The sequence below is a fragment of the Nocardioides sp. L-11A genome (assembly GCA_029961745.1).
Taxonomy (GTDB): domain Bacteria; phylum Actinomycetota; class Actinomycetes; order Propionibacteriales; family Nocardioidaceae; genus Nocardioides.
The window spans coordinates 568,944-589,539 of sequence record CP124680.1 but is presented as its reverse complement, the minus strand read 5'-3'; the positions used below and the strand labels follow the sequence as shown (position 1 = coordinate 589,539).

Annotated in this window: 19 protein-coding genes; 8 read left to right on the top strand and 11 right to left on the bottom strand. The window is 72.5% G+C overall.

The features are described 5' to 3' along the window. Positions 1-42: 42 nt before the first annotated feature. The 3 genes from QJ852_02685 to QJ852_02675 are packed head-to-tail and all read left to right on the top strand — an operon-like array spanning position 43 to position 2,352. On the top strand, positions 43-1,566 hold the full coding sequence (locus QJ852_02685; GenBank protein WGX97349.1) for an aldehyde dehydrogenase family protein: 1,524 nt from the start codon (positions 43-45) through the stop codon (positions 1,564-1,566). Next, positions 1,566-1,973 carry a DUF779 domain-containing protein gene (locus tag QJ852_02680; protein ID WGX97348.1) on the top strand — a complete coding sequence of 136 codons (408 nt, stop codon included), beginning with the start codon at positions 1,566-1,568 and terminating at the stop codon, positions 1,971-1,973. Before QJ852_02685 ends, QJ852_02680 begins: the two co-directional genes overlap by 1 nt. 10 nt (positions 1,974-1,983) lie before the next feature. Further along, the gene (locus QJ852_02675) at positions 1,984-2,352 is read left to right on the top strand and encodes a VOC family protein (GenBank protein WGX97347.1); all 369 of its coding nucleotides are present in this window, start codon (positions 1,984-1,986) and stop codon (positions 2,350-2,352) included. A 6-nt stretch (positions 2,353-2,358) separates the two neighbouring features. Here QJ852_02675 and QJ852_02670 read toward each other — a convergent pair whose 3' ends face one another. The 3 genes from QJ852_02670 to QJ852_02660 are packed head-to-tail and all read right to left on the bottom strand — an operon-like array spanning position 2,359 to position 3,930. Further along, a complete protein-coding gene (locus QJ852_02670; GenBank protein WGX97346.1) occupies positions 2,359-2,934 on the bottom strand; it encodes a TIGR03086 family metal-binding protein in 576 nt (191 codons plus the stop codon). Positions 2,935-2,965: 31 nt separating this feature from the next. Beyond that, a complete protein-coding gene (locus QJ852_02665; GenBank protein WGX99521.1) occupies positions 2,966-3,400 on the bottom strand; it encodes a nucleoside deaminase in 435 nt (144 codons plus the stop codon). Positions 3,401-3,435: 35 nt separating this feature from the next. Further along, a complete protein-coding gene (locus tag QJ852_02660) occupies positions 3,436-3,930 on the bottom strand; it encodes a tRNA adenosine deaminase-associated protein (protein WGX97345.1) in 495 nt (164 codons plus the stop codon). Between the two features lie 226 nt (positions 3,931-4,156). Here QJ852_02660 and upp point away from each other — a divergent pair, with 226 nt between their 5' ends. The 3 genes from upp to pntB all read left to right on the top strand — a co-directional run bounded on the left by upp (position 4,157) and on the right by pntB (position 7,970). Beyond that, positions 4,157-4,801, top strand: a complete 645-nt coding sequence (gene upp, locus QJ852_02655) for a uracil phosphoribosyltransferase (GenBank protein ID WGX97344.1) — start codon at positions 4,157-4,159, stop codon at positions 4,799-4,801. A 190-nt stretch (positions 4,802-4,991) separates the two neighbouring features. Then, positions 4,992-6,542: a Re/Si-specific NAD(P)(+) transhydrogenase subunit alpha gene (locus QJ852_02650; protein ID WGX97343.1), complete on the top strand. Its 1,551-nt coding sequence runs from the start codon at positions 4,992-4,994 to the stop codon at positions 6,540-6,542. Between the two features lie 3 nt (positions 6,543-6,545). After that, on the top strand, positions 6,546-7,970 hold the full coding sequence (pntB, locus tag QJ852_02645) for a Re/Si-specific NAD(P)(+) transhydrogenase subunit beta (GenBank protein WGX97342.1): 1,425 nt from the start codon (positions 6,546-6,548) through the stop codon (positions 7,968-7,970). 82 nt (positions 7,971-8,052) lie between these two features. Here the strand turns inward: pntB and QJ852_02640 are convergent, their stop codons facing one another. After that, positions 8,053-10,305: an ATP-binding protein gene (locus QJ852_02640; protein WGX97341.1), complete on the bottom strand. Its 2,253-nt coding sequence runs from the start codon at positions 10,303-10,305 to the stop codon at positions 8,053-8,055. 213 nt (positions 10,306-10,518) lie between these two features. Here QJ852_02640 and QJ852_02635 point away from each other — a divergent pair, with 213 nt between their 5' ends. Both QJ852_02635 and QJ852_02630 read left to right on the top strand, forming a co-directional pair. Then, on the top strand, positions 10,519-12,708 hold the full coding sequence (locus QJ852_02635) for a hypothetical protein (protein ID WGX97340.1): 2,190 nt from the start codon (positions 10,519-10,521) through the stop codon (positions 12,706-12,708). After that, the gene (locus QJ852_02630; protein WGX97339.1) at positions 12,705-13,322 is read left to right on the top strand and encodes a response regulator transcription factor; all 618 of its coding nucleotides are present in this window, start codon (positions 12,705-12,707) and stop codon (positions 13,320-13,322) included. Before QJ852_02635 ends, QJ852_02630 begins: the two co-directional genes overlap by 4 nt. Positions 13,323-13,517: 195 nt before the next feature. On the opposite strand, the gene thpR is transcribed toward QJ852_02630, so the two are convergent. The 7 genes from thpR to QJ852_02595 all read right to left on the bottom strand — a co-directional run bounded on the left by thpR (position 13,518) and on the right by QJ852_02595 (position 20,528). Next, complete coding sequence (gene thpR, locus QJ852_02625; protein WGX97338.1) at positions 13,518-14,075, bottom strand: RNA 2',3'-cyclic phosphodiesterase; 558 nt, start codon at positions 14,073-14,075, stop codon at positions 13,518-13,520. 3 nt (positions 14,076-14,078) lie between these two features. Continuing rightward, positions 14,079-14,813, bottom strand: coding sequence for a VIT family protein (locus QJ852_02620; protein ID WGX97337.1), 735 nt, complete (start codon positions 14,811-14,813; stop codon positions 14,079-14,081). An 81-nt stretch (positions 14,814-14,894) separates the two neighbouring features. Beyond that, positions 14,895-15,269: a cupin domain-containing protein gene (locus QJ852_02615; protein ID WGX97336.1), complete on the bottom strand. Its 375-nt coding sequence runs from the start codon at positions 15,267-15,269 to the stop codon at positions 14,895-14,897. Then, complete coding sequence (locus tag QJ852_02610) at positions 15,266-16,048, bottom strand: aldolase/citrate lyase family protein (GenBank protein ID WGX97335.1); 783 nt, start codon at positions 16,046-16,048, stop codon at positions 15,266-15,268. Before QJ852_02610 ends, QJ852_02615 begins: the two co-directional genes overlap by 4 nt. After that, the gene (locus QJ852_02605) at positions 16,045-17,205 is read right to left on the bottom strand and encodes a TatD family hydrolase (GenBank protein ID WGX97334.1); all 1,161 of its coding nucleotides are present in this window, start codon (positions 17,203-17,205) and stop codon (positions 16,045-16,047) included. Before QJ852_02605 ends, QJ852_02610 begins: the two co-directional genes overlap by 4 nt. 86 nt (positions 17,206-17,291) lie before the next feature. Then, positions 17,292-18,116 (bottom strand): fumarylacetoacetate hydrolase family protein, encoded by an 825-nt coding sequence (locus tag QJ852_02600; GenBank protein WGX97333.1) that lies wholly within the window; start codon positions 18,114-18,116, stop codon positions 17,292-17,294. A 189-nt stretch (positions 18,117-18,305) separates the two neighbouring features. After that, positions 18,306-20,528 carry a cytochrome P450 gene (locus QJ852_02595; GenBank protein WGX97332.1) on the bottom strand — a complete coding sequence of 741 codons (2,223 nt, stop codon included), beginning with the start codon at positions 20,526-20,528 and terminating at the stop codon, positions 18,306-18,308. Between the last annotated feature and the right edge of the window lie 68 nt (positions 20,529-20,596).

Below are 20,596 nucleotides of genomic sequence, written 5' to 3'. Positions count from 1 at the left end.
CGCCGTCACACCGACGGTCCCGACACCTCCAAGGGAGCAGACATGACCGTCTACGCCGCGCCCGGACAGCCCGACTCGCTGGTCGCCGTCGAGAGCCGCTACGGCCATTTCATCGGCGGCCAGTGGGTCGACCCGATCAAGGGCGACTACTTCGAGAACGTCTCGCCGGTGAACGGCAAGGCCTTCACCGAGATCGCCCGCGGCACCGCGGAGGACGTGGAGGCCGCCCTCGATGCCGCCCACGCCGCCGCGCCGGCGTGGGGCCGGACCTCACCGGCCGAGCGCGCGAACGTCCTCAACCGGATCGCGGACCGGATCGAGGAGAACCTCGCCGCGCTGGCCGTGGCCGAGACCTGGGACAACGGCAAGGCGGTCCGGGAGACCCTCAACGCCGACCTGCCACTGGCGGTGGACCACTTCCGCTACTTCGCCGGCTGCGTCCGCGCCCAGGAGGGCGGGATCTCGGAGATCGACGCGAACACCTATGCGTACCACTTCCACGAGCCGCTCGGCGTGGTCGGCCAGATCATCCCGTGGAACTTCCCGATCCTGATGGCCGTCTGGAAGCTGGCTCCGGCGCTCGCCGCGGGCAACGCGGTCGTCCTCAAGCCGGCCGAGCAGACGCCGTGGTCGATCCTCAAGCTGATGGAGGTCATCGGCGACCTGCTGCCCGCCGGCGTCGTCAACGTCGTCAACGGATTCGGCGTCGAGGCCGGCAAGCCCCTCGCGTCGAGCTCCCGCATCGCCAAGATCGCGTTCACCGGCGAGACCACCACCGGCCGGCTGATCATGCAGTACGCCAGCCAGAACATCATCCCGGTGACCCTGGAGCTCGGCGGCAAGAGCCCGAACATCTTCTTCGACTCCGTCTCCGCCGAGCGCGACGCCTTCTACGACAAGGCGCTCGAGGGCTTCACGATGTTCGCGCTCAACCAGGGCGAGGTCTGCACCTGCCCGTCGCGGGCGCTCGTGCAGCGCAGCATGTACGACCGGTTCGTCCCCGACGCGATCGAGCGGGTGAAGGCGATCAAGCAGGGCAACCCGCTCGACGACACGACGATGATGGGCGCTCAGGCGTCGAACGACCAGCTGGAGAAGATCCTCTCCTACCTCGAGATCGGCCGGCAGGAGGGCGCTCGCGTCCTCGCCGGCGGCGACCGGCTGGTCCTCGACGGCGACCTCGCCGAGGGCTACTACGTGCAGCCGACCGTGTTCGAGGGCGACAACTCGATGCGGATCTTCCAGGAGGAGATCTTCGGCCCGGTCGTGTCGCTGACCAGCTTCGACGACGAGGCCGACGCCCTGAAGATCGCCAACGACACGCTCTACGGTCTCGGCGCCGGCGTGTGGTCGCGCGACGGGTCCCAGGCCTTCCGCGCGGGCCGGGAGATCCAGGCCGGCCGGGTGTGGACGAACAACTACCACGCCTATCCCGCGCACGCGGCCTTCGGCGGCTACAAGCAATCGGGCATCGGCCGTGAGAACCACAAGATGATGCTCAAGCACTACCAGCAGACGAAGAACCTGCTCGTGTCCTACAGCCCGGACGCGCTCGGCTTCTTCTGATGGCCCCGACCCGCGGGGTACGGCGGGTGGACGTCACGGGTGAGGCGGTGGACCTGCTCCGCCGCCTCACCGCGGCCCACGGTCCGCTGCTGTTCCACCAGTCCGGCGGCTGCTGCGACGGCTCGGCGCCGATGTGCTACCCCGACGGCGACCTGCTGCTCGGCGATGCCGACGTCCGCCTCGGCGACCTCGACATCGGCCTGGACCGGGCGGTGCCGGTCTGGATGTCGAAGGCCCAGTTCGCCTACTGGTCGCACACCCACCTGACGATCGACGTGGTGACCGGGCGCGGGGCCGGCTTCTCCCTGGAGGCGCCGTACGGCGTGCGCTTCCTCATCCGGTCGCGGCTGCTCACCGACGAGGAGCTGCGCGCGCTCCCGGGGCCGGGTGTCGGTGGCGCGGTCTAGCGTCCCGGGCATGGCACTGACCCTGGGCATGATCACGACCGACTCCACCGACCCCGCTCCGCTCGCGGCGTGGTGGGCCGGCCAGTTCGGCGCCGAGGTCGACGACCCCTACGGCGGCGAGTTCGTCTTCGTGCGCGGGGGCTCCCTGCCGGTCGCGCTCGCCTTCCAGAAGGTCGACGACCCGACGCCGGGCAAGAACCGCCTCCACCTCGACCTCGCCGCGTCCGACCCGGCCGCCGAGGTCGAGCGGCTGGTCGCGGCCGGGGCCACGATGGTCGGACGGCGCGGCGAGGAGGGCTTCTCCTGGGTCACGCTGAAGGATCCCGCCGGCAACGAGTTCTGCGTGGCCGGAGCCGACGAGGCCGCCGCCGAGCTCTGAGCGCGGTCAGGCGCGGCGGCCGAGCAGCGCGAGCAGCCGCACCAGCGGCGGGGCCCCGGCCGGGACGGGCAGCACCTCGCCGAAGGCGTCACCGCGGAAGGCCGCGGCCTCGGGCGTGGAGAACGGCTCCGCGAAGGCGAGACACGCGGCGACGTCCTCCTCCCGCACGGTGAACGGCACGCCGAGGGCGATCGCGAGGTCCCAGCCGTGCACGACCACCTCGTTGAGGGCGACCGCCGCGGCCTCGGCACCGGACATCTCGACCGGTCCGGCCAGGGTGTCGCCGTCGTACGCCGCGGGGTCGCGCCATGCCTCAGCGAGCTCCGCCAGGCTCCGGTCGATCCGATCCCGCCAGCCGGGCTCGAGCCGGGAGGCGTCGCCGCTGCCGCCCTGCTCGGCACCGGGCACCGGCTCCTTGCGGGCGGCGCCCGTGAACGCGATGGCGAGGCCGCCGACGTGGTCGACCAGGTCGCCGACGGAGTACGCCGAGCACGGCGTCGGGAGGGCGAGCTGGTCGTCGCCCACCGAGGTCACCAGGTCGCGCAGGGTGGTGGTGGCAGGGCCGAGGTCGAGTGTCGTCATACGGGGTACGGACCGGCGGCCAGGCCCGGACTCATCGGCGCCGGCCGGCGAAGAAGCCGTCCAGCAGCGCGGTGGACTCCACGGCCAGGACGCCGGCGACGACTTCGGGCCGGTGGTTGAGCCGGCGGTCCCGGACGACGTCCCACAGCGAGCCCACCGCCCCGGCCCTGTCGTCGTAGGCGCCGAAGACGAGCCGGTCGATCCGGGCCAGGACGGCGGCGCCGGCGCACATGGTGCAGGGCTCGAGGGTGACGACGAGGGTGCAGCCGGACAGCCGCCACTCGCCCCGCGCCGCCGCGGCCTGTCGCAGGGCGACCACCTCGGCGTGGCCGGTCGGGTCGGCGTCCCGCTCCCGGACGTTGCGGCCGGTGCCGAGGACAGCCCCCGAGCCGTCGACGACGACCGCGCCGATCGGGACGTCGCCCGTGTGGAGCGCGGCGGATGCCTCGGCGAGCGCGGCCCGCATCGGCTCCTCCCAGCGGGCGACCGGGATCGGCGCCCTCACGCGGAGGTGAGGCCGACGGCGTCGTCGAAGAGGTCGCCGAAGCCGAGGCCGCGGGCGATCTCGGACAGCATCTCGTCGGGGTAGAGCTCGTCGTCGTCGAGGATCGCGGCGAGATCCATCGCGTCGACGCCGAGGTCGCTGAGCAGCTCGAGATCGCCGGCGGGCTCGGGGTCGTCGTCGTCATCGACGGCCGGCAGGCCGAGGTGTTCGACCACGATCGCGGCCAGCTCCCACTCGGTCGCCGCGGTGACGTCGGAGAGCATCACCCGCGTGCGGGGACCGGCGACCCGGACCACGACGAAGAAGTCCTCCTCGACCGCGACCAGCCCGACAGCTCCGCCGTCACCGGGGAACCGGCGCAGCGCGCCGGCCAGGGTCTCGACGTCGAGGGCATGGTCGGGCGCCAGCTCGGCGACCTGCCACACGCCCTCCTCGCGGTAGGCGGCGAGGGCGAAGTCGACCGACTCGATGGCCGTCCCGCTAGCGGTCATGACATCAAGCGTGACACGTGGACCCCCGCAGGGCCAGAGGATTTGCCGACGTCCCTGCCCGCCCTCCACTCCGGGGGAGGGATACGTCCTCCGCGTCGGGTCGTGGCCACCTGCGTCACGGACCCCGAGACGCTCGCGCCGGCAGGGCGGAGCCCGCTGGTCGCCCGACTTCTCCCCCTGTCGGGTGACGTCCCGTGATCCCGACGACGGCACTAGGCTCCCGTGCATGCGCACCCTCGTCGTGGACCACCCCCTCGTCGCCCACAAGCTGACCGTGCTCCGCAACAAGGAGACCGACTCGCCGACCTTCCGCTCCCTCGCCGACGAGCTGGTGACCCTGCTGGCCTACGAGGCCACCCGCGACGTCCGGGTCGAGCCGACGCAGATCGAGACCCCGGTCGCGCCGACGACCGGCACCCGCCTTGCGACGCCGCGCCCGCTGGTGGTGCCCATCCTGCGCGCCGGCCTCGGCATGCTGGACGGCATGGTCCGGCTGCTCCCGACCGCGGAGGTCGGCTTCCTCGGGATGGTCCGCAACGAGGAGACGCTCGAGGCGACGACCTACGCCGAGCGGCTGCCCGACGACCTGTCCGGCCGCCAGTGCTATGTCGTCGACCCGATGCTGGCCACCGGCGGCACCCTGGCGGCGGCGATCCGGTTCCTGGTCGACCGCGGCGCCGACCACATCACGGCGGTCTGCCTGCTCGCGGCGCCCGAGGGCTGCGCCCGGCTCGAGCAGGAGCTGGGCGACCTGGAGATCCCGGTGACGATCGTGACCGCGGCGATGGACGAGCGGCTCAACGAGAAGGGCTATATCGTCCCGGGCCTCGGCGACGCCGGCGACCGGATGTACGGGATCGCCGCCGGCTGATCCGCCGACCCCCACGACCCCGGCCGGACACCCCGGCCGGACACCCCGCGAGGCAGCCACGAGGCACCCCGGAGCGGTCCGGCGCAAGCGTGCGTCCCCTAGACGTACGTCACACGTAAGACGCCCCCCGCGAGGGGGTGCGCTCTGTGTAGGTTGGCTCGCGTTTATCCACAGAAGGGCTGGAGGCTCGATGCTGATCGGCATCCCGCGCGAGTCGAAACAGGGCGAAACCCTGGTAGCGGCGACCGCAAAGACCGTAACCCAACTGACCAACCTCGGCTACGACGTGATCGTCGAGTCAGGCGCCGGCGACCTCGCCGACCAGCCCGACAGTGCGTTCACCGAGGCCGGCGTGCGGGTCGGGACGACGCAGGAGGTGTGGGCCGCCGACGTCGTCGTCAAGGTCAACGCTCCCACCGACGAGGAGATCGGCCGGCTCCGCCGCGGCGCCACGATCATCTCGATGATGGCGCCGGGCCGCAGCCCCGAGCTGCTCGAGAAGCTGCAGGCGCAGGGCGTGACCGCGCTGGCCATGGACGCCGTGCCGCGGATCTCGCGCGCGCAGTCGATGGACGTGCTGTCCTCGATGGCGAACGTCGCGGGCTACCGCGCCGTCGTCGAGTCGGCCCACGAGTTCGGCCGGATGTTCACCGGTCAGGTCACCGCGGCCGGCAAGATCCCGCCGGCCCGCGTCTTCGTCGTCGGTGCCGGTGTCGCCGGCCTCGCCGCGATCGGCGCCGCGTCCGCGATGGGCGCCGTCGTCCGCGCGTTCGACGTGCGTCCCGAGGTCGCCGAGCAGGTCGAGTCGATGGGCGCGCAGTTCGTCCACGTCGACATGGAGCAGGAGGTCTCCTCCGACGGCTACGCCAAGGAGATGTCCGCCGCCCAGGTCGCCGCGACCGCCGCGATGTACGACGAGGAGGCGCGCGCCGCCGACATCGTCATCACCACCGCGCTGATCCCCGGGCGCCCGGCTCCCAGCCTGCTCACCGCCGAGACGGTTGCGGGCATGCGCAACGGCTCCGTGATCGTCGACATGGCCGCGGCCAACGGCGGCAACGCCGCCGGCACGGTCGCCGACCAGAAGGTCGTCACCGCCAACGGCGTCACGATCCTCGGCTACACCGACCTCGCCGGCCGCCTGGCCGCGCAGACGTCGCAGCTCTACGGCACCAATATCGTCAACCTGCTCAAGCTGCTGACCCCGGAGAAGGACGGCAGCCTGGGCCTGGACTTCGACGACGTCGTCCAGCGCGGGATCACGGTCGTCGATGGCCGGGACGGCGCGGCTGCGCAGATCACCTGGCCGCCGCCGGCCGTGCAGGTCTCCGCCGCTCCGGCCGCCGCGCCTGCCGCCGCTGCCCCCGTCAAGGAGGCCAAGCCGCCGATGTCGGCCGGCGCCAAGGTCGGCTGGGTCCTGGGCGCGATCGGCGTGTTCTGGCTGATCAACGCCCTCGCCCCGACCGAGGACCTGCGTCGCCACTTCACGGTGCTGATGCTGTCGATCGTGATCGGCTACTACGTCATCGGCAAGGTCGCGCACGCCCTGCACACGCCGCTGATGTCGGTCACCAACGCCATCTCCGGTGTCGTCGTGGTCGGCGCCCTGGTCCAGGTCGCCAGTGACGACAAGCTGGTCGTCGGCCTGTCCGTGGTCGCGATCCTGCTGGCCTCGATCAACGTGTTCGGTGGGTTCGCGGTCACGCGCCGCATGCTCTCGATGTTCAGCAAGGGAGCCTGATCCATGGACATCCTCTCCATCACCGGCGCGGCCTATATCGTCGCGGCGCTGCTGTTCATCCTGTCGCTGGCGGGCCTGTCGAAGCACGAGTCGGCGCGCAGCGGTCTGACCTTCGGCATCGTCGGCATGGCCGTCGCCCTCGTCGCGACCGTGGCTGCCGTCATCGACGTCAGCGAGTTCATCGACGACCGCGCGCTGGTCATCGTCCTGATGCTCGCCGCCATCGCCATCGGCGGCGCGATCGGCCTGTGGCGCGCGAAGATCGTCGAGATGACCGGGATGCCCGAGCTCATCGCGCTCCTGCACTCGTTCGTCGGTCTCGCGGCCGTCGCCATCGGCTGGAACGGCCACATCCTCGGCTCGCACGAGTCGATGGACAGCCTGGTCAACATCCACGAGGCCGAGGTCGCGATCGGCATCTTCATCGGTGCGGTCACCTTCACCGGCTCGATCGTCGCCAACCTCAAGCTGTCGGCGAAGATGAAGTCCGCCCCGCTCATGCTGCCGGGCAAGAACGTCATCAACATCGGCTCGCTGGTGCTGTTCGCGATCCTGACCGCGATCTACGTCTCGATGGACACCCACGACAACACCTCGGCGGACATCCTGCTGGGCGTCCTCACCCTCCTGGCACTGGCGCTGGGCTGGCACCTGGTCGCCTCCATCGGCGGCGGCGACATGCCGGTCGTGGTCTCCATGCTGAACTCGTACTCCGGCTGGGCCGCGGCCGCGTCGGGCTTCCTGCTCGGCAACGACCTGCTCATCGTCACCGGTGCGCTCGTCGGCTCCTCCGGTGCCTACCTGTCCTACATCATGTGCAAGGCGATGAACCGCTCGTTCATCTCCGTCATCGCCGGCGGCTTCGGCATCGAGGCCCCCGCGGGCGACGACAAGGACTACGGCGAGCACCGCGAGATCCAGGCCGACGCCGTCGCGGAGCTGCTCTCCGGCGCGTCCTCGGTCGTCATCACGCCGGGCTACGGCATGGCGGTGGCGCAGGCGCAGTACCCGGTCGCCGACCTGACCGCGAAGCTGCGGGCCAAGGGCATCGACGTCCGGTTCGGCATCCACCCTGTCGCGGGGCGTCTCCCGGGCCACATGAACGTGCTGCTCGCCGAGGCGAAGCTGCCCTACGACATCGTGCTCGAGATGGACGAGATCAACGACGACTTCCCGGAGACGGACGTCGTCCTGGTCATCGGTGCCAACGACACGGTCAACCCGGCCGCGTCGGAGGACCCGTCCTCGCCGATCGCCGGCATGCCGGTCCTCGAGGTCTGGAACGCCAAGGACGTCATCGTCTTCAAGCGCTCCATGGCCGCCGGCTACGCGGGTGTGCAGAACCCGCTGTTCTTCCGCGACAACAGCCAGATGCTGTTCGGCGACGCCAAGGACCGCGTCGAGGACATCGTCAAGGCACTCGGCTGACACCTGTCGTACCCAGCAGTACAACGAGGGCCGGCTCCGCACCGCGGGGCCGGCCCTCGGCAGGTGAGCCGCCGCCGACCGCTCACACGGGCAGCCGCGCCTCGAGCATGTCCATGCCACCGACGGTCGTCACCGACACCGGCGCGCCGCCGAGATCAGCCGGGGCGGCCGCGAACAGCGGGTGCGGGGCGACCAGGATCAGCGAGAGCTTCCCGCTGTCGAGCTGGTACAGCGAGGCCGTCACCCCCTCACCGCGCTCGGCGGAGCGCACCGCCGCGAGGATCGTCGTCCCGATCCCTTCCACCGTCGCCTGGTCCGAGGGCTCGATGGCACCGCTGCGGACGTTCAGGTCGACGCCGCGCTCGCGGGCGGCGCCCACCGCCTGGAGCAGCCAGGGCATCAACCGGATCAGCTCGGGGTCCAGCTGGATGAGCTTGCGGAGCTGGAACTCCTCGTCGCCGCAGTCCTGACGGACCTGCTCGTCACCGGGGTCGAGCTCGCCCGAGGCGAGGCCGGCGAGCAGCACTTCGACCCGCTCCAGGCCGGCCCGGCGCCAGCTCTCCCGCAGCTCCTCCGAGCGCACCCGCAGGTCCTCCTCGACGCGCGCCCGCAGGACGGTCCGCTGGTTCTCGGCCAGCCGGCGTCCGATCGCGCCCAGGGCCCGGTCGAAGCGCAGCCAGCCGGCGAGGAAGTACGCGCCGATGGCAGCGCCGGCGACCACGATCAGCGCCGCCGTGCCGGAGTCGGGCCACACGACGCCGCCGAGCACGACGCCGGTCGTCAGGTGCGCGACCAGGCCCACGCGCAACGCGTGCGGTCCACCCACGCCGCGGAGCAGGACCAGCGTGCCGGTGTCCGCCAGCACCTGCCACAGCGCCGGCTCGACCCGCCCCAGCTCCGAGGTCGCGACGGCCAGCGCGAAGGACGCCACGACCACGCCCACCAGGATCCCGTCGACGAGCAGGCGCACCGGACCGGTCCGAACCCGTCGGGTCGCCCACCCGAGGACCACGCCCACCGCGCCGAGGCCCAGCGCACCGTACGTCGGAGTCAGCCGTCCGGCGAGGTTGGTCAGCTCGAGGCACAGACCGACCAGTAGCAGGCCGGTCGCCCACAACCAGACCGCACCCGCGCGCACCGACCTGACGACCGCCAGCAGCGCGTCGGCGTCGACGGACTCGGCGATGCCGCTTCGAGACGCCGTCGCGGGGCGCGGCGGGCGCAGCACGACGGTCGTTCCCCGGCCGGGCGACGAGCGGAGCTCGACCTCGACGCCGGCGTCGGCGGCGCGTGCGAACACCGAGCTCGCCAGGCCACGGCGCGGTGTCATGTCCGGGTCGAAGCCGACGCCGTCGTCGGCGATCACGATCTCGAGCCGACCGTCCACCGTGTGGATCTCGAGGCGGACCGACCCGGTGCCCGCGTGCTTCGCGGCGTTCTGGACGAGCTCGAACGCCGCCCGGTCCAGCGCCGTACGCACGACCGGCGAGCAGCCCGCCAGCTCTGCGGCCAGCGCGGTCTCGTCGAGGCCGCTGCGCTCCACCGCGATGCCGATCCGGTCGACGGCGGCGAACGGCCGCTGCGCGTCGCCGACGGCGCCCGCACGCAGCGCGGCCAGAACCCGGTGGTCGCCGGCACAGCGCTCTCGGACCAGGGCGAGATCGCGCGTCGCGCCGCCGCCACTGGCGATGGCAGCCAGGGTGTTGATCGCCGTGTCGTGCAGGATCCGGGCGTTCTCGGCGACCTCGCGCCCATGCACGCGGCGTTGGGCCAGACGGGCGAACTGCTCCTCGTCGGCGGCGGCGCGGGCATCGGCGCCGGCGGCCAGCTCGGCGAGGACCGCCACACCGGCGCGCAGCGCCAGCATGATCCCGTAGCCGGCGACGACCTGACCCTGCGGGATCACCGGACCCCACGAGGGATGGACGATCGCCACCGCGACCGAGTACCCGACGCAACCCACGAAGTGCGTGGCGAAGGCGTTCCAGCCGCGCAGCAGTACGGCAGGCAGCGCGGTCGCGAGGTGCACCATCCAGATGGAGACGAAGAGCAGCACGCTCTCGGCCGAGCTCGTCACGCACGCTGCAGCCGTCGAGACCGCGAAGGTCGCCCAGACCGAGGTCCAGGCCGGCACCCTGTCGACGATGCCGGCCCACGCCAGCCAGGTGGCGAGCGCGGTCAGCGCCAGCACCGGCGCCAGCCAACGGTGCCCGGCCCCCTCGACCACGACACTGACCGCGAGCAGCACGTCGAACCCGATGGCCCCCATCAAGAACGCGTTCCGCAGCGCCAGGTAGAGGCTCGTCGTAGCCCAGCGCGCCTGCGGCGACGGCACGATGCCGTCGACGAAGTATCTCCCGAGCCGCCTCGCCCTCGCCCCGTCGAGCACAGCCTCTCCTGCCCCTCGGTCACCGCACGACGGGGCCCACCGTCTCACGGCGGGGCGTGCGCCGCCGCCCCTCCCCCGCCGGACACGGCTGGGCCGTTTCAACGGTCGAGAACACTGAAACATCCGGCGTCGATCGCGGCCGATCCCTAGGGTGCGGGAGTGCAGCGATCCTGGCGAACCTCCGTCGACCGGGCGGTGCTCGTCTGCATCGCCTTCGCCGGCCTCGTCATGATGATGGCGACGGCGGGGAGCGTGGACGCGGCGGGCGGCCGGCCGTGGGTCGCCGTCCTGCTCGGCGCCCAGGCCGGAGTGGTCCTGCTGTGCCTGCTCGGCATGCGCGGCGGCGGGGCGACCGGGCTGACGGCCGCGGCCCTGGCCCCCGCCGGACTGGCGCTGCTGGCGTCCGTCGTCCTCGTCGCCAGCGCCGACGTCCCCTCCTACGCCCGCCACACACTCCCCGCGAACGGCATCCAGCTCATCCACCTCGCGGTGATCGGCTTCGGCCTGCGCACCCTCGCCGGCGTGGCCGCGATCGTGGCCACCGGCCCCGTCGCGGTGGCCGCGATGACCGCCGCGACGGACCTGACCTTCGCGGAGTCGGTCGACAGGTGGATCCTGCCCGCCGCATCCTCGATCACGGTCCTCGTCGTCCTCAGCCACATGCGGGCGGCCGCCGGTCGGGCCGACCTGCTCGCGGCGCAGACCCGGGCGGCCGCGGCGACGGCCCGGACGGCGAGCAATGCGGAGCACGCTCAGGACGAGGCGCGACGGCTCGTCCATGACGAGATCATCACCGCCCTGCGCGCCATCGAGCTCGAGCGCCCGCCGGAGACGGTCGCGTACGACGTCCGGCGGGCGCTCGGCGCCCTGGCAGGCACCCCGACCGCTCCGGGAGACATCGCCGCCGACCTGCAGCGCGACGCGCGAGCGACGGTGACCGCCGACGGCCGCGGCTGGCGCTCGGCCCCGCCGCCCCGGGTCGTCGACGCCTTCCGTGGCGCCGCGGCCGAGGCGCTGCGCAATGTGGACCGGCACGCGGGCGTGGCGGCGGCGACCGTGACGGTCGACGAGCTCGAGGGGACCCACCGGCTCGAGATCACGGACCGGGGGCGCGGCATGCCCGCCGGATCGGTGCCGGGCTTCGGGATCCGCGAGTCCGTCCTCGCACGGATGGACGACGTGGGCGGCGTCGGCATCGTGGAGAGCGACGTCTCGGGGACGAGGGTCCGGCTGAGCTGGCCGGCGGCCATCACGCCCGCCGAGCCGCCCGGGCCGAAGGGGCGGGTACGGCCACTGCCCCACCGGCGGGTCTACGTCCTGACGGTGCTCCCCTCGATCCTGGCCAACGCCTACCTGGCGGCCCGCTTCCCGGAGACATCGGCCTGGCGCAGCGCCCTGGTCTGGCTCGCCCTCACCCTCCTCATCGTGCTGCTGGCGGTCCGTCTCGGCCGACGCTCGGCCAGCTTCGGCGAGGTGGTGCTGGGGCCGCTGCTCGTCACCGGGTTCGCCCTCGCGACCTACGCCCTCGTCGTCCTGGACCTCGCCCGGCAGCCGGACGGCGCACTCCTCTCCGCCGAGTCGTGGGTGGTCGGCTACGCCTCGGTCGGGCTCCTCCTGATCGCCTTCGGCGCCCGGCCCGCCCTCGCCGTCCTCGCGATCGTCGGGCTGGCCGGAACCGTGGCCTGGTGCGCGGGACGGGATCCCTCCCTCGGCGTCCTCGAGCCGGTCGGCGCGTTCACCACCTGCCTGGTCAACGGCGGCACCGCCATCGTCGCCGCGGTGGTGTTCCGCCGGGCCGGCCGCGCGATCGCCCGGACGGTCGCCGTCCAGACCGCCCAGGACGAGGACCTGGGCTGGCGCACCGAGCTCGCCGAGGCCCGGGACCGGTTCCTGGCCCGGCTGGACGACGACGTGGTGCCCTACCTGGAGGCGGTGCTCGCCGGCACCGCGGCCGATGCGCCCCGGACCGCCGCCGTCCTGTCGGCGCAATGCCGCGACGAGCTCGGTGTCGCCGAGCCCCTTCCCGAGTCGACCCGCGAGCTCGCGCGCGCCGCCCGTACCCGCGGCGTCACGCTGAGCATCCGCAGCACCTCCGGCCCCGGGCAGATCCCGGTCGCGGCCTGGCACAGCCTCGACACCGTGCTGCGGGCGGCGACGGACCAGCACGTGGTCACGGTGGTCCCACCCCATCGCCCCGGCGAGGCGGTCCGGATCGTGTGCATCCCGCCGCTCCGGCTCGACGGTGGCCGGGGGTCGGTCCTCCAGGACGAGGTCCGGACCCTGGTCCTGGTGTGGCCGGATCCGCCGACTGGCGCCGAGGCCCGGCACCCGATGGAGTCGGTCCCGTGATCCGGGTGGCCGTCATCGACAACCACGAGTCCGTCCGCGAGGGCGTGGTCAGCCGCGTCCTCGCCCAGGACGGGCTCGAGGTCGTCGCGTCCTGCACCACCGTCGAGGAGTTCGCCACGTCCGGCGTGGGGGCGGACGTGGTGATCCTCGACCTCTGGCTCGAGGACGGCGCGTCGTACGACGCCATCCCGCTACTGGCCCGGGCCGGTGCCGCAGTGCTGCTCTACACCAGCGAGCAGACCGCGGTCCCCCTCCGCCGCGCCGTCGCCCTCGGCGCCGCGGGAGTGCTGCTCAAGTCCGACCCGCTGAGCACCCTGGTGGCCGCGGTCTCGGCCGCGGCGGAGGGCGAGTTCTGCTGCTCGGGCCCGCTCGCCCACGCGCTGCTCACCGACGCCGCCGTCGCGGACCTGTCCGCCCGGCAGGTCGACATCCTGCAGGCGCTGGCCGACGGACTGCCCTATCCGAAGGCGGCGCAGCTGCTCGACATCAGCGAGGGCACCCTGCGCACCCACCTGGCCCGCACCCGGGAGAAGTTCCGGAGCATCGGGATCGAGGCGGGCAACTCCAACGACCTGATCCGGCTGGCCCGGGAGCAGGGGCATCTCACCAACTGAGTCCCGCCGCTCCGGGTGTCGCGGCCGGGCGGCCGGTGCGGGTCGGCCGGTGCGGGTCGGCCGGTGCCGGTCGGCCGGTGCCGGATTCATCACGGGATGTAGGCGAGGCCGCGCTTCTGTAGCGGAGCTCCGCTACAGAAGTGGTGATTCAGCTACATCCCGTGATGAAGCCGCAGCGCGACAGCCACCCTGACCTCAGAGGACGATCTCGGCGAGGATCTCGTAGCGCGGCGAGCGGCGCGGGCCCTCACCGAGGTGGGAGGCGACCACCCGGACCGACCCGAGCGGCCATGCCGGTCCGGCGTAGGCGTCCAGCAATCGGACCCAGCTGGTCAGCTCGGTGGGCCGCCCGCCCGTGCGCGCGACGGTGACGTGTGGCCGGAACTGCTGGCCGTCGACCTCGATGCCGCAGGCCACGGCGGCATTGCGCGCCCGGACCGAGGCGGTGGCGAGGATGTCGGTCCCACCCGCGACACCGGTGGCGAGCACCCGGCCCTCGGCGACGTTCGGGAAGACGACGGCACCGGCGAGCGACAGCTCCGCGGGCGCGATGCCGTCGAGGACCTCGGCCAGCCGGTCGACGTACCCGTCGATGCGGTGCTCGGCCGCTGCCGGCATGAAGGCGAGGGTGACGTGCAGGTGCTCGGGCCGGGTCCAGCGGAAGGGCGCCGCGGCGCGGCGGGGCTCGAGGAAGGCGTCGAGATGCTCGACGGCGTCGTCCGGAGGGACGACGGCGGTGAAGATCCGCGGCATGGGCTAGACCTGGGTCCCGACCAGCTGACCGATGCCGTGGGTGACCGCCATCGCGAGCAGGCCGCCGAGGACGTTGCGCAGCACGGCGCGGCCGGGCGAGCCGTAGCCGAACCGGGCACTCAGCCAGCCGGTGAGCACCAGCGCGGCGACCACCGCCACGACCGTGACGGGGACCCGCGCCTCGGCGGTCACCAGGACGATGGTCAGCAGCGGCAGCAGCGCGCCGATGGTGAAGGACAGCATCGACGCGAAGGCGGCCTTCCACGGGCTGGTGAGGTCGTCAGGGTCGATGCCGAGCTCGACCTCGGCGTGCGCCGCCAGCGCGTCGTTGGCGGTGAGCTGGCGCGCCACCTGGAGTGCCAGGTCGGGGTCGAGCCCCTTGTCGACGTACAGGCCGGCGAGCTCGGCGAGCTCCTCGTCGGGGTCCTCGCGCAGCTCGCGGCGCTCCTTGGCCAGCAGCGCCTCCTCGGAGTCGCGCTGGGTGCTGACCGAGACATACTCGCCGGCGGCCATGCTCATCGCGCCCGCGGCCAGTCCTGCGATGCCCGCCACCAGGATGGCCGAGCGGTCGCTCGTGGCGCCGGCGACGCCGAGCACGATGCCGGCCGTCGACACGATGCCGTCGTTGGCCCCGAGCACACCGGCACGGAGCCAGTTGAGCCGGTCGTTGAAGCCCTGCTCGTGGGGTTCGTCCCCGTGGGGCCCGATCGCCTGTCCTGTCACGTCCGCATCGACCACGTCCTCATCATCCCCCAGGACCGGCTGCCGCGCGATCGAGTTCGCGCAGCAGCTCGGCCTCACGCAACGAGGGCGACCGGGTCAGATCGGCAGCTCGAGCTTCTCCAGCAGGTCCGCGCGGGGCGGCACGAAGTAGTCGATGTTGACGCAGGGTCCCTCGGTGGGCTCGACGTAGTGCTCGGCGCCCCGCGGGACGAGCAGGAACGAACCCGGGCCCATCTCGTGCGGCGTACCGGCGACGTAGTAGTGGCAGCGCCCCGAGGCGATGAAGACCAGCTGGTCGAAGTCCTCGTGCGTGTGGGGGTTGAGCGTCATCCCCACCTCGAGCTCGTGATGGGCGATCAGGACCTCGTCGGTGGCGAAGATCCGGCGCCGGACACCGGGGCGGATCTCCCGCTGGGGGAGGTCGTCCCAGTTGACGACCTTGCCGAACAGCGACGGGTTGAGTGCGGTCACGCTTCCTCCTCAGATGCGACAGGTACGACGGCCCCCAGGGAAATCAGGCCGTGGGCGAGCAGCTGCAGGTCCGAGCTCACGAGCACGTACGACGCCGCGGCCAGGCCCAGCCGATCGGCGTCGGCGAGGGTGCCGGTCCAGCCACCGAAGGCCACGCCCGCCTCGGCCGCGGCCGAGCGGACGGCGCCGACGGCGTCCGCCAGCTCCGCGGGCGCGGGCAGGCCGAGGCTGACGGCGAGGTCGGTCGTGCCGACGAAGGCGACGTCGAGGCCGCGGACCACGTCGGCGAGGGCCTCCTCGACGGGGGTCTCGATCTGGCCGACGAGGAGCGGCGGGTCGGCGGCCTCGATCTGCAGGAAGTCCGCGAGCGGGACCTCCCCGAAGCCCGCCGCGCGGTTGGCCAGGCTGACCGAGCGGGAGCCCGCCGGCGCGAAGCGGCAGGCGTCCCGCAGCCGCGCGGCCTCGGCCGCCGAGCGCAGGGTGGAGAGCTGGATCCCGGCGGCGCCGTTCTCCAGCAGGCGCGCGACGAGCGGGGCGTCGACCTCCGGCAGCCGCACCAGCGCGGGGATCCCGCACAGGGCGGCGTGCCGGACCAGGCCGATCGCGTCCGGCTCGGTGAGCGTCGAGTGCTCCAGGTCGACCACGACGAGGTCGAGCCCGGCGCGCCCGGCCAGCTCGACGACGTCCGGGGAGGCGAGCTTGACGAAGGTGCCGACCTGTCGGCGCCCGCTCGTCAGCCCCTCGCGGACCTGTCGCCGCAGCTGGTGGACGGTCCTCACGCCGACGCGCCACCCCGCCACGGCGTGGTCTCGACGAGGGCGCCCTTGTGCACGACGGTGGTCGGCTCGAGGCGCGGCGCGACGATGGAGTTGCCCGAGGCGTCGGGCAGGGTGACCTCGGCGGTCTCGGTGAGGACGGTGACGTTCGCCATCCCCCCGACGTCGAGGCGGCCGTAGCCCTCGCCGTCGAGGCCGAGGACCTGCGCCGGCACGATGGTCGCGCGGCGGATGCACTCGTCGAGCGGTGCGCCGAGCGCGCGCAGCTTGGAGATGCTGGTGACCAGGTCGAAGACCGGGCCGCGCCAGTTCCGGGCACTCGTGTCGGAGCTGAGGATGTCGGGCAGGAAGCCGTCGGCGATGGCCTCGCGGGCGACGTCGAAGCTCAGGTTGCTCTTGCCGTGGGCCGAGTCGAAGAGGACGCCGCGCTCGCGGGCGGCGTTGACGCCCGGGAGCACCTTGCCGTTCTCGTCGAGGATGCCGTGCGGCTTGCCGGTGTAGCAGTGGGCGACGATGTCGCCGGCGCGCAGGTAGTCGAGGACGGCGGGCACCGGCTCCTCGGTCTCGCCGATGTGCACCATCAGCGGCAGACCGGCCTGCTCGGCCAGGCTGACCGACTTCTTCAGCAGGGCCTGCCAGTGGTGGCCGACGACGTCCTCGGAGAGCCGGATCTTGAAGCCACGGACGATGCCGGGGTGGTCGGCGGCGGCCTCGAGCGCGTCCTCGACGACGAGGGTGTCGGGGTTGAGCAGCTCGCCGAAGCGGAAGTCGATCAGGCCGAGCACCGAGACGTTGAGGAAGTTGACGACGCGGATCGCGTTGGCGTCGACCACGACCTTGCGGAAGGCGTCGAACGTCGAGGCGCCCGCGGTGCCGGCGTCGGCGACCGCGACGACGCCGCGGCGCAGGTGGGCCTCGTCGGCGGGAGCGCCGACCTTCGAGACGTCCTGGAAGATGTGGCTGTGCCCCTCGACGAGACCGGGCACCACGGTGGAGCCGGCGCAGTCGACGACCTGCGCGCCGTCGGTGGCCAGGTCCGGGCCGATCGCGGCGATCGTGCCGCCGCTGATCGCGACGTCGGCGGGCTCGTTGCGGCCGTTGGCCGGATCGAGGACGGTGCCGCCCTGGAGAACGAGGTCGTACCCCTGCTTGTCGGACATTCTGCTGGCTCCTTGTGAAGGTCGTGGCTGGGCCGGAGGGAACGGGCGGATCCGGGACGGATCGCCCGGCGGTTGGGCGATTCGGCTCAGCCGGTCGACGCGCCCACGGTGGTGACGAGCGGCAGCACCGGTCCGACCTCGATCCGGATCCGGTCGCCCGGGGCGAGGAAGAGGTCGAGGTCCTGGCCGGTGCCGGCCGGGGTGCCGGTGAGCACGACGTCGCCCGGCTCGAGCGCGGCGTACCAGGAGATGCGGGAGACCAGGTCGGGGATCGCGAAGATCATCCCGGCGCTGGTGTCCTCCTGGCGCAGGTCGTCGTTGACCCAGGTCCGCACGGGGATCGCGTCGGCATCCGCGAGCTCGTCGACCGAACAGACCGAGCTGCCGAGCGGGTTGCATCCGGGGAAGCTCTTCGCGAGCGTCGGCGTCGCCGTCCGCTTCATCACGTCGCGTGCCGTCATGTCGTTGGCGGCGGTGATGCCGGCGACGGCCGGCCAGACCTGGTCCGGTCCGGCGCGGTGGAGGCGGCTGCCGATGACGACGGCGATCTCGCCCTCGTAGTCGAGCTGCTCGGTCGCGTCCGCCGGGAACGGGACCTCCGCGTCCGGCGAGAGCATCGCCGAGGACGCCGCCAGGTAGAGGATCGGCTCGGCCGGCAGGTCCCGCCCGGCCTTGGCCGCCTTGGAGCGGTAGTTGAGTCCGACGCCCCACATCGCCCGGGGCCGGCCCAGCGGCGCGAGCAGCCGGGTGCCGTCGGTCGGGACCCGACCGGTGACGGCGCAGTCGTCGAGACAGGCGAGCGAGCCGGTCGCCTCGACGACCGCGCCGAGATCGGGGAACGGGGTCGCGAGGAGGGCGATCTCGTCGCCCTCGACTCGTCCGATCCCGTGTTCGGTAGTGACCGCGTGCATGACGGCTATCTTTTATTGCGAGATGGCATCATGTCAAGCGATACGCATGCGAGATGGCGGGGCTCAGCATCAGCCGCACTTCACGACCTCAGAACCCCCATGGGAACAGGGTTTTCGGGCAGCACGAACACCCGGCACCGGGTGTCCGGTGCCGGGTGTCGCGTGGGTCAGATCACGCCGAAGGCAGGCCTACAGGTCGAGGACCAGCTTCGGCGTGCAGGACCGGCTGACGCAGATCATCATCGACCGCCCGTTGGCCTGCTCGGTCTCGCTGAGGACCTCGTCGCGGTGGTCGGGCGTCCCCTCGAGCACCCGCGTCTCGCAGGAGCCGCAGAAGCCCTTCTCGCAGTCGTAGGCGATGCCCGGCACCGCCTCGCGGATCACCTCGATCAGGCGCTTGTCGACGGGGACGTCGACAGTGACGCCCGAGCGCCGCAGCTCGGCCTGGAACGGGGTGTTGCCCTCGGTCGAGGTCAGCCGCGCCTCCATCTCGTCGCTCGCGGCGAACCGCTCGACGTGGAGATCGGCCCGGCGGCCGAGCTCGTCGCAGATCCGCTGGACCTCCGCGATCATGGCGCCGGGACCACAGCAGTAGACGGCCGTACCGGGCGGCGTCGCCGCGATGGCCGCCTGCAGGTCGGGGAAGCCGTGCTCGTCCTGGGGCACCAGGTCGACGTCGATGCCGGGCAGGGCGGTCAGCTCATCCGCGAACGCCATCGTCGCGCGCGAGCGGCCGCCGTACACGACCCGGGCGGGCCGGCCGCGCGCGGCGAGCGAGCGGGCCATGGCCAGGATCGGCGTGACCCCGATGCCGCCGGCGATGAGCAGGTGCCCGTCGGCGTCGACGAGCGGGAAGTGGTTGCGCGGGCCTCGGACGGTCAGCTCTCGGCCGGCGACCGCGATGTCGTGCAGCTCCTCCGAGCCGCCGCGGCCGGCGCGCTCGCGCAGGACCGCGACGCGGTACGACGAGCGGTCGTCGAGCGGGCCACACAGGGAGTACTGCCGCAACCGGCCGGAGGGCAGCCGCACCTCGAGGTGGGCGCCCGGCTGCCAGCGGGGCAGCGCGCCACCGTCGGTCGCGCGGACGGTGACGGCCAGGACGTCCTCGGCGACGAGGTCGGCCGCGTCGAGGACCACCTCGTAGGTCTCGCTGCCGTGGCTCGCGCCCTGGAACTGGTCGACCCGGTCGCCGACCCGCGGACCGGGCGTGAAGGTCGCGGGGATGACGTCCCAGCCCATGTGGTTGCCGCGTGAGGCATAGCCGACGACGTTCTCGCGGTCGACCTTGTAGTCGGGCAGCCGGGTGAGGACCTGGTGGATCATCTCCTGGAACATCGCGCGGGCCAGGTGCGCGCCCGGGCAGCGGTGCGTGCCGATGCCGAAGGTCAGGTGCCGGCTGGCGTCGCGGTCGAGACGGACCTCCTGCGGCTCGCTGAACACCTCGGGGTCGTGGTTGGCCGCGAACCAGGGCACGAGCACCCGCTCGCCGGCCTTGACCGGGCAGCCGCCGATCTCGGTGTCGGTGGTCGTGGTCCGCGACATCGCCGTCACCGAGCCGTAGCGGCGCAGGAACTCGTCGGTGCCGTCGACCAGCAGGTCGGGCGCGTCGATGAGCTGCTGGCGCATCTCGGGGTGCTCGTCGAGGTGGACGAGCACGGAGCCGGTCAGCGAGGTCGTGGTGTCGACGCCGCCGGTGATCGCGATGCCGATCACCGAGAACAGCTCGGCGTCGGTGAACTCGCTGCCGTCGGCCTTGCGCTCCTTGAGGAGCATGCTGATCACGTCGTCCTGCGGGCGGGCGCGCCGCTCGGCGATCAGCTCGGCAAGGCGCTTCTCCATATAGGCCATGCCCTCGTAGGCGCGCTGCGCGCGCTCACTGCCGGGCTCGGAGGTGAAGACGTCGTGGATCGGTCGACCGATCCGCATCCAGTCCTCCTCGGGGAAGCCGATCCAGTCGAGGGTGACCGCGCTGGGCAGCGGGTTGGTGAGCACCTCGACCAGGTCGACGCTGCCGGACTCGATGAACTCGTCGACGATCCGCGAGGCGTGCCGCGCGATCATCGGGCGCAGCCCGTCGACGGCGGCCGGCGACAGGATCAGGTCGAGGAGCCGGCGGTACTCCACGTTGTCCGGCGGGTCCAGCTCGAGGGGCTGCTGCATGTTGCCGCCGAACGGACCGCTCGGGATGACGATCGCGGTGCCCTCGAGGTTGCCCGCCGCTCGCGTGGAGGAGAACAGCGCGTCGTTGCGCGCGACGTGGAAGACGTCGGCGTACCGCGTGAGATAGACGTATCCGTTCTCGTGCGCATCCGACCGGCCCACCGGACACTTGTCTCGGAACGCCGCGTAGTAGCCGACGATGTCATCGCGGCATTCGGGCGAGTGGTGGTCGAATTTCTCGTAGGTTGACATACCCCGTCCTCATCGGCCGTACCTGTGTGAGCGAACTCTCAAGCGAGACTAGACCGTCTCGCAAGGCG

Bases quoted from the DNA above. Each gene is read 5' to 3' on its own strand.
- QJ852_02685 (WGX97349.1), top strand. From the start codon at position 43: ATGACCGTCTACGCCGCGCCCGGACAGCCCGACTCGCTGGTCGCCGTC.
- QJ852_02680 (WGX97348.1), top strand. From the start codon at position 1,566: ATGGCCCCGACCCGCGGGGTACGGCGGGTGGACGTCACGGGTGAGGCG.
- QJ852_02675 (WGX97347.1), top strand. From the start codon at position 1,984: ATGGCACTGACCCTGGGCATGATCACGACCGACTCCACCGACCCCGCT.
- QJ852_02670 (WGX97346.1), bottom strand. From the start codon at position 2,934: ATGACGACACTCGACCTCGGCCCTGCCACCACCACCCTGCGCGACCTG.
- QJ852_02665 (WGX99521.1), bottom strand. From the start codon at position 3,400: ATGCGGGCCGCGCTCGCCGAGGCATCCGCCGCGCTCCACACGGGCGAC.
- QJ852_02660 (WGX97345.1), bottom strand. From the start codon at position 3,930: ATGACCGCTAGCGGGACGGCCATCGAGTCGGTCGACTTCGCCCTCGCC.
- upp (WGX97344.1), top strand. From the start codon at position 4,157: ATGCGCACCCTCGTCGTGGACCACCCCCTCGTCGCCCACAAGCTGACC.
- QJ852_02650 (WGX97343.1), top strand. From the start codon at position 4,992: ATGCTGATCGGCATCCCGCGCGAGTCGAAACAGGGCGAAACCCTGGTA.
- pntB (WGX97342.1), top strand. From the start codon at position 6,546: ATGGACATCCTCTCCATCACCGGCGCGGCCTATATCGTCGCGGCGCTG.
- thpR (WGX97338.1), bottom strand. From the start codon at position 14,075: ATGCCGCGGATCTTCACCGCCGTCGTCCCTCCGGACGACGCCGTCGAG.
- QJ852_02605 (WGX97334.1), bottom strand. From the start codon at position 17,205: ATGTCCGACAAGCAGGGGTACGACCTCGTTCTCCAGGGCGGCACCGTC.
- QJ852_02600 (WGX97333.1), bottom strand. From the start codon at position 18,116: ATGCACGCGGTCACTACCGAACACGGGATCGGACGAGTCGAGGGCGAC.
- QJ852_02595 (WGX97332.1), bottom strand. From the start codon at position 20,528: ATGTCAACCTACGAGAAATTCGACCACCACTCGCCCGAATGCCGCGAT.